This window comes from Thioclava sp. SK-1 (genome assembly GCF_001705665.1).
In the GTDB taxonomy this organism is placed as follows: Bacteria; Pseudomonadota; Alphaproteobacteria; order Rhodobacterales; family Rhodobacteraceae; genus Thioclava.
In genome coordinates this window covers 1-10565 of the sequence record NZ_MDHA01000030.1, presented here as the reverse complement: position 1 = coordinate 10565, position 10565 = coordinate 1, and the positions used below count along the sequence as shown (strand labels likewise).

The 10565-nt window shown below is 60.2% G+C and carries 11 protein-coding genes and 1 pseudogene; 7 read left to right on the top strand and 5 right to left on the bottom strand.

All coding sequences use genetic code 11. From position 1 onward, the window contains the following. From BFP70_RS05760 to BFP70_RS05745, 6 genes and pseudogenes are all read left to right on the top strand, one after another. Positions 1-389: integrase core domain-containing protein (locus tag BFP70_RS05760; protein ID WP_141693113.1), on the top strand; the 389-nt coding region annotated here is incomplete at its 5' end. Continuing rightward, positions 389-1798: pseudogene (lnt, locus tag BFP70_RS05755) on the top strand (apolipoprotein N-acyltransferase); the annotation flags it as partial. The gene BFP70_RS05760 and the pseudogene lnt, both read left to right, overlap by 1 nt. Next, entirely contained in the window at positions 1789-1956 is a 168-nt protein-coding gene (locus BFP70_RS20975) for a hypothetical protein (protein ID WP_009503847.1), read from the top strand. The pseudogene lnt and the gene BFP70_RS20975, both read left to right, overlap by 10 nt. A 60-nt stretch (positions 1957-2016) precedes the next feature. Next, positions 2017-2430, top strand: coding sequence for a penicillin acylase family protein (locus BFP70_RS21355; RefSeq protein WP_255356614.1), 414 nt, complete (start codon positions 2017-2019; stop codon positions 2428-2430). A gap of 117 nt (positions 2431-2547) precedes the next feature. Next, positions 2548-3918 (top strand): penicillin acylase family protein, encoded by a 1371-nt coding sequence (locus tag BFP70_RS05750; RefSeq protein WP_255356613.1) that lies wholly within the window; start codon positions 2548-2550, stop codon positions 3916-3918. Then, positions 3915-4916: a cytochrome c oxidase assembly protein gene (locus BFP70_RS05745; RefSeq protein WP_066010418.1), complete on the top strand. Its 1002-nt coding sequence runs from the start codon at positions 3915-3917 to the stop codon at positions 4914-4916. The genes BFP70_RS05750 and BFP70_RS05745 overlap by 4 nt, the downstream gene beginning before the upstream one ends. Positions 4917-5135: 219 nt before the next feature. Here BFP70_RS05745 and BFP70_RS05740 read toward each other — a convergent pair whose 3' ends face one another. From BFP70_RS05740 to BFP70_RS05730, 3 genes are all read right to left on the bottom strand, one after another. Beyond that, the gene (locus BFP70_RS05740) at positions 5136-5648 is read right to left on the bottom strand and encodes a murein L,D-transpeptidase family protein (RefSeq protein WP_035367119.1); all 513 of its coding nucleotides are present in this window, start codon (positions 5646-5648) and stop codon (positions 5136-5138) included. A gap of 182 nt (positions 5649-5830) precedes the next feature. After that, positions 5831-6118, bottom strand: coding sequence for a zf-TFIIB domain-containing protein (locus tag BFP70_RS05735; RefSeq protein WP_009503851.1), 288 nt, complete (start codon positions 6116-6118; stop codon positions 5831-5833). Between the two features lie 34 nt (positions 6119-6152). Further along, complete coding sequence (locus tag BFP70_RS05730) at positions 6153-8501, bottom strand: cation-translocating P-type ATPase (protein WP_066010417.1); 2349 nt, start codon at positions 8499-8501, stop codon at positions 6153-6155. 182 nt (positions 8502-8683) lie between these two features. Here BFP70_RS05730 and BFP70_RS05725 point away from each other — a divergent pair, with 182 nt between their 5' ends. Next, the gene (locus BFP70_RS05725) at positions 8684-8968 is read left to right on the top strand and encodes a hypothetical protein (RefSeq protein ID WP_066010416.1); all 285 of its coding nucleotides are present in this window, start codon (positions 8684-8686) and stop codon (positions 8966-8968) included. A 47-nt stretch (positions 8969-9015) separates the two neighbouring features. Here the strand turns inward: BFP70_RS05725 and BFP70_RS05720 are convergent, their stop codons facing one another. Then, entirely contained in the window at positions 9016-9678 is a 663-nt protein-coding gene (locus BFP70_RS05720; RefSeq protein ID WP_009503854.1) for a L,D-transpeptidase, read from the bottom strand. 291 nt (positions 9679-9969) lie between these two features. Next, positions 9970-10371: a cytochrome c gene (locus tag BFP70_RS05715; protein ID WP_369820188.1), complete on the bottom strand. Its 402-nt coding sequence runs from the start codon at positions 10369-10371 to the stop codon at positions 9970-9972. Between the last annotated feature and the right edge of the window lie 194 nt (positions 10372-10565).

Sequence of the window (10565 nt, the reverse complement as noted above, 5' to 3'; positions counted from 1 at the left end):
ACACCGTCCTCACTGACAACGGCATTCTGTTCGCTGAGCAGCCTCGGAACAGGAATACTGCCTATTCTCGGCCCATGCGTTTCGACATGATCTGTGAGGCCAATGGGATCGAGCACCGGCTGACCAAGCCCAACCATCCTTGGACCAATGGACAGGTCGAACGGATGAATCGCACGATCAAAGAAGCGACCGTAAAACGCTTCCACTACGACACCCATGAGCAGCTGCGGACGCACCTTGCAGACTTCATGGCGGCTTACAACTTCGCTCGCAGGCTCAAGACCCTCAACGGGCTCACACCCTACGAATACATCTGTAAGATCTGGACTTCAGAGCCGGACAGATTCATCTTGAACCCGATCCACCAGATGCCGGGACTGAACACCTAGGGCGTGCTTTCCTCGTCGGCTGGGCGTTTGGTCTTGGCCAGTTCGGTTTCGGGATTTCGTGGATTGCAGAGAGTTTCTACGTCGAGGCCGAGCGGTTCGGGGCGATGGCGATCCCGGCTGTCGCGGGATTGTCCGCAGGTCTCGCAATTTTCCCAGCCATTGCCGCAGCGCTCTTCGCCGAAATCGCGCGGCGCGGAGCCCTGGGTAGTCTCCTCGCCTGCCTCCTGTTCACGACCTCCTGGACCGCGACCGAGTGGTTGCGTGGTCACGTTCTGACAGGGTTTCCCTGGAACCTCGCCGGCTACGCACTTGCCGACTACGCCGCCCTTCGCCAGACCGCCGCCTGGGTCGGAAGCTATGGGTTAAGCTTTCTCAGCGTGTTCGTCGCGGCACTTCCCGGCGCGGCTGTCATGACGTCCGGGCGGCAACGATTGACCGTTTCGCTCATGGCGCTGGCCGGCATCGCGACGATGTGGGCTGTCGGTACGCTTCGCCTCCAGTCGGATGCACAACAGCCACCCGGTGTCGACCTGCGCATCGTCCAGGGCAACATTCCACAAGAGGAGAAATGGGCGCCCGAGAACCGCGAGGCGACCTTCGCGCGCTATGTTGAGCTTTCAACCCAGCCCGGCGATTTCGACGTACTTCTTTGGCCGGAAACCGCCTTTCCGGGTTTCCTCGATGAGGATACGGAGGCGCGGGATCGCATTGCCGCAGCGCTACCAGACGGCAGCATGCTGCTCACCGGGGTGCCGGACCGTGTACCGAGCGAGGATGGCACCCGATATTTCAACACGGTCCAGGCTTTTGGCGAGACCGGCAGAATCCTGACCGGATACGCGAAACACCATCTCGTACCCTTCGGCGAATATGTGCCATTCCGTGGCTGGTTGCCCATCGAGCGACTCACGGCGGGTCTGGGCGATTTTACGCCCGGACCGGGCCCGCGAACGCTTGCGCTTCCGGGTGTGCCCCTGGTCGCCGTGGCGATCTGCTATGAGATCATCTTCCCAAGCCATGTGGTCGACGACCTGTTCAGGCCGGACTGGATTTTCAACGCGACAAACGACGCCTGGTTCGGCACCAGCATCGGACCCGAGCAGCATCTGGCTTCCGCACGGATGCGCGCCGTAGAGGAAGGCCTTCCTGTCATCCGAGCCGCGAATACGGGCATCTCCGCGGTCATCGACGCGAACGGTGACCTCGTCGCGCGGCTCGGCAACGGAGAAACCGGTGTAATAGATGCGGCTCTGCCCTCTGCTCATCCGTCAACGCTATATGCGCGCTTCGGCGACTGGGCGCTGCTGGCTCTCATCTTCACTACTTGGGCCGTGGGACTGGCTGCAGGTCTGGTCGGCACACACCGGTGCAACAAGAGAACACGAACGGAGAAAAAGTCATGCTGGTAATCGCGGGCATTGTCGCGGGTGCGATCTGGGGTGGATATCTGGCGCGACGCCGAAAAGGAAACCGGCTGGATATCCTCCAGTATGCGGCGAGTTCGGCGATCGCCTTCGGTCTTCTCACCTATTTCGTTTCGGTGGTCCTCTTGCGCATCTTTGCATGAGAAGGGTTTCGAAACGGCACCGACGTGAGACGTCTTTTCAACATATTACTGTACGGGTTCTTGGCGATCTGTATCACGGCATCGGTTGGTTCCGGGTTGGTCTATTTTCTGCTGAGCGCATCCGTTCCCGACTACAACGAGGACTTCTCGGTAGCAGGCTTAGGTGGACCGGTCGATATTCTGCGAGATGCCTCGGCAATCCCGCACATTACCGCGAGTTCCGCCGCGGATGTCTATTTCGCGATCGGCTTCGTTCATGCGCAAGACCGACTCGGTCAGCTGTTAAGGGCAAGGCGAATGGCCGAAGCTTCTTGGCCATCCGATGAGACATTGTCCGTTGCGCCAGCGGTCTCAGACGCGCTCGAATCCTATGCCGCCGGCGTCAATGCGTGGCTCGAGCTGGTGTCGGCGGGAGGGCGCGGCAGAGGCTCGCCGGAACTGTTGATCGCAGACGAACGGTCGATTGATGCCTAGACACCTGGCGATAGCCTGAGGATTGCCCGGTCTTTTCTGAATGGCCTGCGACCGGAAAGCGCACGGAAAGGAACGCCGAGCTTATCAAGTGCAATTATACCGTCGGATCGACCAAAAGTGCTCGAACTATTTGCGACTGATCCGCAGCAGCGCCTCGATGCATGGGCGATAGACGGTGACCGAACCGCTGCCGGGACACCAATTCTCGCCGCCGATATCAGCGGTTCCCTGTCGCTGCCCTCGGAATGGTATCTCGCCGATCTTCAGTTTTCGACAGGGCCGGCCATAGGGGCCACGATGCCGGGCGTACCTTTCGTTATTGTCGGTCGCAATACGCGCGTCGCCTGGGCCTTCCGGTCATTTCCCGTGCCAGACGAGGAGGCACCAAGGGGGCCGTCACCCGTGCAGGCGGCAGGTTTCCTGACGATGCTGGAGCTGTTCACGCGTTCGGCCGACGCGACCGATGCCATCGGAGTTGCCGCAGACATGTTGCCGAAAGGCATGGAGGCATTGGCCATTGACCGAGAGACCGTTGCCCGATGGCCAAAAGAGGAAGCCGTACGAGCGTTGTCATTTCGCGACATTCGACTGGCGGAGCTTGAAGCGCGGCAATCGATCTTCTCGACTGAAGGCGCCATCGGTGTTCAAAGGGACACCGTAAGTACCGTGGCGCGAACCCTGCTGCCCCTGATGGCGAAGGAGCTTTGGTTCGTGCAGTCCAGAGACAGCATCGAAGGCACCGATGCGAACGACCTTCGTCGTGAACTACTGGACAGGCTTGCGTCGTGGAATGGCGACATGGATCGCTATTCACCGGAACCTCTGCTGTTCTGGACTTGGCTCCGGGCTTTGCAGCAGCGCATTTTGAAAGACGAATTTCCGGCAGCGCAGCAACTCTGGACCCGTCCGAACCCGAACTTTCTTTATGCGGTACTCAGCGATCGTCGCGGTAGCGCAATCTGGTGCGACATCCGCCTATCCTCACCTCGCGAGACATGCGAGGAGCAGGTTCGCGTGGCCCTGGATGATGCCCTTGGCTGGCTGGTCGATCGATATGGGCGCGATCCCTCGACGTGGACCTGGGGGGAGGAGCATAGATTGGACATGCAGTGGTCGCCGATCAGTTCACGTGGGTTGCTGACCGACCTGCTGTCCCTTCAAGCGCCGATTTCAGGCGATCCGTTTACGCAATTCTTGACATCATTTGGTGCTGAAGAAGACCGTCCATTCCTTGTGAGTGCCGGAAGCAATTTTCAGGCGGTCATGTCGATATCGGAAGCAGCGGGATCATACTACATCACGCCCGCCGGACAGTCGGGACATCCGCTATCTCGATTCTACGACAATCTCTTTCCCTCGTGGATACAAGGCGAATACCTCGCCATGTCGACCGATCTGTCACTGGCCCGTGGCGGCGCTTCCGGGATCTCGCGGCTCACACCGGCTACCTCCGACAACCCTCGGATGAGCGAGGGCCAGAGCGAATGATCACAAACTTCTTCTTTCTTTACGACCCTTTCGGCTATGTGCTGTCACCGGTGTCGCTCATTGTTGTCGGTCTTACAGTATGGCTGTTTTTGCGTGGGCTCAAAATACACGCTCGCTGTCTCGGAAGGGTTTCTGGTTGGCGTCGAACCGCCTTCTTTGTCGGCCTCGCGGCCGTCCTCGTCGCGACGAATGGGCCGCTCGCGCCATTGGGGCACAGTCTGTTTTCGGTACATCAGGTCGAGCATCTTCTTCTGCGACTGGTAGGACCGCTTCTTATCGCGGTTTCTCAGCCCTGGCTTGGCCTTCAAGCCGGATTGAAAAGGGAATGGCGCCGACGCCTTGCCGCGATTGGGCGTGCGCGTATCCCGCGATTCTTGGCGTTTCCTGCATCTGCCACCTCCTTGTTGATTGGTGCGCTTTTCGTCTGGCAGATCCCGATGATCTACGCCCTTACACAACGTATTGCGGCGATGGAAGCGCTGGCACATCTGTCTATGGTGCTTGCTGGGCTTTGGTACTTTGCTATGCTGTTCGATCTGCGTGATCCGCCTGAAGGAGCGCGGCGCGGCGCTCGGCTGATGTCAGGGTTCGTGGTGATCGTTTCCAACATCTTTCTGGGCTCCCTGACAACGCTCAAGGAGGTGCCCCTCTATGGATCAGAAATCATCGCAGCGAGCGGTGGTCGACTTCGCGCCCTGGCTGACGAGACAATCGGTGGCTACGTAATCTGGGTCCCGTCGTCGATGGTTCTCATCGCGGCAATCATTCTGGTGCTGAACGGCTGGAACGCGGCGGAGGAACGGCGCTGGACGTCCCGCTACGACCTGATGCGCCAATCGAATGCGGCGGCGCTCGAGTTTCCGGAAACCGCGGAGGAACTGCGTCTGAAAGTAGAGAAGCCGAACCGGGACATGGGCCGTACGCTCGCCCTTGGCGCATTCTCCATGTTCATGGTTGTCATGATTACCGTCGTGACCATCGTCTATGCCCTCGGATAGATTGAATTCGACATGAGACCAGACGCATTCTTCTCCGCTAGGGCCAGCCTGTTTCGCCACTGCCACGGCTGGACACATATTGTAGTGTCCTTACGCGTACCGGGTGCTTGCGCTGGCCCCCGGCGGCGAGCGTCACTTTAGCCGTGATCGCCATCGAAGTGATCAACGTGGCCCTGTACCGACGATTTTCCTGATCTGACGGAAGATCATCTCCTCCCATCAGGCGTAGATGTCGATCGGTGTTCCGTCTTTCACCATTGCATAGATGTCCTCGATCTGCCGATCTGTGACCGCGATGCAGCCAGCTGTCCAGTCGCGGACATCCGTTGGGTCGATCCCTGGGCGTGGACCACCATGGATGAAGATGTCGCCGCCGGGGGAAAGGCCCTGCGCTTCAGCGAAGGCTATGTCGGCCTCATTCGGATAGGAGATGCCAACCGAAAGATGATACGTACTGTCGGGGTTGCGCTTATCGACTACGTAAGCGCCCTCAGGGGTCCGGCCGTCTCCCTCGAATTGCTTGTGACCCTCAGGAGCGAAACCCAGCCCGACCGGATAGGTTTGCAATACGCGATCGGCTCCGTCCAGAACAAGCAAACGCTGCCCCTTGTAAAGCCGAACACGGGTCACCTCGGGTCCGCCATAGCTGCGGAACTTGCTGGCACAGCCAGACAAAAACGCTGCCAACCCGCCCAACAGGACGGCGCGGCGGGGAAATCGGATGGTTTTCACTGCTCGATGCCTCTTTCGTGAGGTCTGATATGGACATTACGTTACCTTGCAAATGCTGCGTGATCAATGTCCGTGGGCAAGCGCGGCCTTTGCGATCTCTGGACCAACCTGCTCACCGCTGAATGCCTAGAGGGCCTACCGCAGCGCCTTAAGGGCGACCGGCAGGGAGGCCACGGCAAGCCTTAATCGAACAACTCGTGAAGCCAGGATTTGCGCCGATAGCCGTGCTTGCCGTCGCCGCCGCCGTGCTTTCCGCGCCGGTAGCCGCGATCATCGTCGTAGCCGCGCGGCTCAGGCACCCGCTGAGGCGCCACATCGGGTGCCGAACGCTCGATGATCTTGTCCAGTTCGCCCCGGTCGAGCCAGACACCCCGGCAATCGGGACAGAAGTCGATCTCGATCCCCTGGCGGTCGGTCATGCTCAAGGGCACCTCGCAAACCGGACACATCATCCTGCCCTTCACGCTCATGTCTCGTCTCGGCTCCTTTCCGGGTTCTCCCAGTTCAATGACCATGTGCCAGCGCCCCTTTGGCCAAGCCTTCGCCAACCTGTTCACCGCCGGACGGCGGCGCCTTGGCCTCTTGGCTGTTAAGCAGGCGCAGGGCGTTGGCCACCACCAGCAATGACACTCCTACGTCGGCTGCAATAGCGCCCCACATCGATGCCAGTCCGAACGCGGTAGCGACAACGAAAACGCCCTTGGTCGCCAAGGAAATACCGATGTTCTGATGGATAATCGACATTGTCCGGCGCGAATGACCGATCAGCCAAGGCACCTTGCCGAGGTCGTCGGTCATCAGGGCAATATCCGCCGTCTCGATTGCCGCGTCCGAACCAACAGCGCCCATCGCGATGGCGTAATGCGCGCGCGCCATGGCGGGGGCGTCGTTCACCCCGTCGCCGATCATGGCCACCATGTCATGCGTTTCGACCAGTTCTTCGATGGCTGTCACCTTGTCTTCGGGCAAAAGCTCGGCACGGACCTCGTCGATGCCGACCTCGGCTGCAACGGCACGCGCTGTCCGCTCGTTGTCGCCCGTCAACATGACGATGGTCTTCACGCCTTGCGCGTGGAGCTGTGCCACGATGCCCTTGGCGTCGGGGCGGATACGGTCGCGCAATTCCAGGATGCCGGTCACGCCGGTGTCGTCGCCCACGGCAACAAGGGTGCTGCCAGCCCCTTCGATGCGGTCGCGCAGATCCTTCGGAATGGCGTCGCCGAAACCCTTCTCCTCGGCAAACCGGTCGGACCCTAGCCAGATCGACCGGCCGTCTGTGCGTCCTTCAAGTCCCCTACCGGGAACGGTTCGGGTGTCTTCCGCGGCGGACACATTGATGCCGTCGGCTTCTGCCCGCGCGAGAATGGCACGCGCCAAGGGATGCGAGGAACGTGCCTCCAGCCCAGCGGCGAGGGTCATCAGATCTTGCGCCGATGCTTTGCCCAGCGGATGCACCGCCGCCACCTCGGGCTCGCCCATGGTGATCGTGCCGGTCTTGTCCATGGCCAATGCAGTGGTCTTGCCCGGTGCCTCAACATATGCACCGCCCTTGATCAGCACCCCCGCCCGCGCAGAGGCGGTGAGTGCAGCGACGATGGAGACCGGTGTCGAGATGACCAGAGCACACGGGCAGGCGATCACCAGCAGCACGAGTGCATTGTAGAACCAATAATCCCAGGCCCCACCGAAAATGAGCGGCGGCAACAGGGCAATTGCGATGGCGAGAGCCATGACGATAGGCGTGTAGATGCGGGCAAATTTCGCCACCCACTGCTCCACCGGCGCGCGGCGGGCATGGGCGTCGCCGACCATGCGGATAATCTTGGCCAACACGGTGTCCGAGGCGGCCTTCGTGGCGCGCACCGTCAGTGTGCCTTCGCCGTTGATCGTACCGGCATAGACATCGTCGCCCCGTTCCTTTGGGACCAGCGCACTCTCTCCGGTGATTGGCGCCTGATCGACGGCCCCTGCCCCATCGACAACCTCACCATCCAATGGGATGCGGTCTCCGCCGCGCACGACGAAACGTGCGTTGATAGCAACCGCGGAAGCCGGTACGTCCGCTTCCGAACCGTCATCATAAAGAATTCTTGCCGTCGGCGGCGCCAGGTCCAGCAGAGCTGAAACCGCATTCCTCGCACGCCCGACGCTCCAGCTTTCGAGGAAAAGCGAGAGCGAGAAGAAGAACGCAACCGTCGCCGCCTCGAAAAATTCGCCGAGGCCAATTGCACCCGCGACTGCGACTACCATGAGCAGGTTCATGTCGGGCGACAGCCGCCGTGCGGACGACCATGCCTTGGGCGCCACGAGCCAAACACCGAACAGGATCGCAACCGCGAATAGCCCTGCCTCGACCAGTGGCATCGGCGCTTCGCCGTGCCCCGCGAAAAGGCCGAGCGCCCCGCCCATGCCGGTCTCGATGATGTGCCACAGAAAACCCGCGGCCCAGAAGCCGCCACTGAGCGCGGTAAACAGCCGCTGTCGTGCAAGATGTGCCGCCTGGTCGACCGACGCGTTTTCGGCATCCCAGGGCTTGGCGGTCATGCCGGTGCTTGCGACCAGTTCTGCAATTTCGCCGTCCGATAAACTCTTGGCGCTGTCGAGAATAGTCATCCGTCCATTGATCACGTCGAACGCAAGATGCTCGGCCCCACCGATCTTCGGGCCGACCACCTTGTTCAGGATTGCTACCTCCTCGGCGCAATCGAGGCCGGACACCTGAAAACTGCGCCCGCCCGCTGGCGCGGGCGTCGTCGGAACGATGTCGCCGCACGTTCCGGCGCTCCCGCAGCAGCTGCCGCCGCTTGTCTGGGCATCTTCGGCGTGATCGTGACGATGGGTGTCGGACGGCATGAATGGACCTCTGGATTCGGGTGCTTTACCATGACATAGCTCCTACAGTAGCTAGAGCTTCAAGAGCAAAATACGGTGGTATTTCAGTTTGTTTTATTGTTAGAGGGTGCGGTGACCGGCTCTATCACGCCTTGAAGCATGAAAAGCCGATGCAAAGAAAAACAGACACGAAAGGAAGCTTGATGCGGGTTTTGATGCTGAAGCAAAAAATAATGGTTGCAGTGGCGCTGTCGCTTACGGCCGGGTGCGCAATCCAGCCGACTGGACCGGGCGACTCGGCAGACCGGCGGGGCAACGTTCCCGAAGCTGTGGTTGCAATGGCTGCCCCGGATCAGGATGTTGCAACCGCGCGCTTGGTGCCGGAAGACGGGTGCTACTGGTACGAACACAGCGGCCCCGTTGAAACGACCTTCCTGCCGCTGCGCACGGCGAACGGCAATCCGATCTGCGTCGCGCGGGAAGCGTGACGACGACCCGCACGTCACATCATTTCGCTCAAAGCTAATTACCTCATTCAACTTCTCGCGGTAACACTGTCCTCAGCCGAATAAAGATGTGCTGTCGATCCAATCTCGACGTTCGGATAAAGCTCGTTGATGTGTGCCATAACCATCCGCACGCAACCCGAACTCGCGCGCCCTCCGATGCTTCTCGGATAGGGTGTGCCGTGTATCCGAAGATAGGTGTCGCGATCTCCGACATAGAGATAGAGCGCCCGCGATCCCAAGGCGTTTTGAGGGCCGGGTTCCATCCCGTCGGCCCATCTTGCGTTTTCGGGATCCCGCTCGATCATGTTCTGTGTCGGCGTCCAGTGCGGCCACCTGACCTTGCGCTTGATGTTATAAACACCTGGCTCGTAGAGGTTGCCCCGCGCGATCGCCACGCCGTAGCGCATCGCGGTTCCACCCTCCTCAATGTGGTAGAGATATCGCGCAACCGCATCGACATGGATGTCTCCCGGCACGAGGCCGTCCTTCGCGTCCACACGCTGAGGCAAGAAGCGCGGGTGTAGCCCCCAAGGGTTTGACGTGGCCGGATCGAAGCCGGGCGGGCTGACTTGCGCGTCCCATTCAGCCTTCTGCGCTTCGGTGGGCCAGCTATCGGCAAACACAGGGTTGGCCACAGTCGCCGAAAAGAGCGCTGTTGTCGTTTGAATAAAGTGTCGTCTTGTCAGCATGTCATACCCTTTCGGTTCCCGCCGGCGATCAATGGCAAGAACGATATACATTCTCGTCGACTAGATAGGACTTCTAGTGGCTAGAGGTTCAAGGGCAAATTTTCGTGAACGCATGCACGCGACCCTGGTAGCACATGCTTGCCTTGCGGTCGGGTTAACGGCCAACCAGGTCAGGTCCGAATTAGCGTGGTAAAGCGGGAGTCGGAGGGCGGAGTAGGACAGATTTGCCGAATTGGTCCCCCGGTGGATCGGCTTTGGTCGAAAGATACTATCCTGACACCCTGTCGATCTTCACCCGCCCGTGTCATTGGCCGAAACTTCGGCTTGGAACTCACGTTGTCGCTCAGGCCAGGTGCTCTTGATGTAGACGAGGATAGCCGCGATCTCTGCGTCTGTCAGATCCTCTCCGAAGGCCGGCATGTCGCTCTCGTATCCCGGCACGACGGCCCCGACCCCGCCTTTAGTGATCTGAAAAAGCATGCGGTCTGAATGGTGCCAGGTGTGGCCTGTGTCATCATGCGGCGGGGCCGGCATTCTTCCGGTGTCAAGACGACGACGCCAATCGGGCTGGCCTTCGAGGTTCGCACCATGGCAACTGGCGCAGTTGTCCGCATAAAGCCGTTGCCCTGCCGTGACCTCGGCTGCAAGCACGGGCTCTCCCAAAAACGTCAGTCCCTCGACACGCGGGTCCACCGGTTCCGATTGGGCCAGCACCACGAGGCCGGTGGCCGCGATCTCTCCCTAGGTGTTTGATCCCACGGTTTGATGGTGTGATCCTTTCGAAGGAATGGAAGGATGCCCTATGGGACAAGTTCGTCACGGAAGCGCCACGACCACGTACGCCGTCAGAGCAGCAATACAGCGATCGCAAGCTTCGATCGCGGCGC

Coding starts and splice junctions, on each gene's coding strand:
- BFP70_RS05725 (WP_066010416.1), top strand. CDS start 8,684: ATGCGGGTTTTGATGCTGAAGCAAAAAATAATGGTTGCAGTGGCGCTG.
- BFP70_RS05730 (WP_066010417.1), bottom strand. CDS start 8,501: ATGCCGTCCGACACCCATCGTCACGATCACGCCGAAGATGCCCAGACA.
- BFP70_RS20975 (WP_009503847.1), top strand. CDS start 1,789: ATGCTGGTAATCGCGGGCATTGTCGCGGGTGCGATCTGGGGTGGATAT.
- BFP70_RS05720 (WP_009503854.1), bottom strand. CDS start 9,678: ATGCTGACAAGACGACACTTTATTCAAACGACAACAGCGCTCTTTTCG.
- BFP70_RS05745 (WP_066010418.1), top strand. CDS start 3,915: ATGATCACAAACTTCTTCTTTCTTTACGACCCTTTCGGCTATGTGCTG.
- BFP70_RS05735 (WP_009503851.1), bottom strand. CDS start 6,118: ATGAGCGTGAAGGGCAGGATGATGTGTCCGGTTTGCGAGGTGCCCTTG.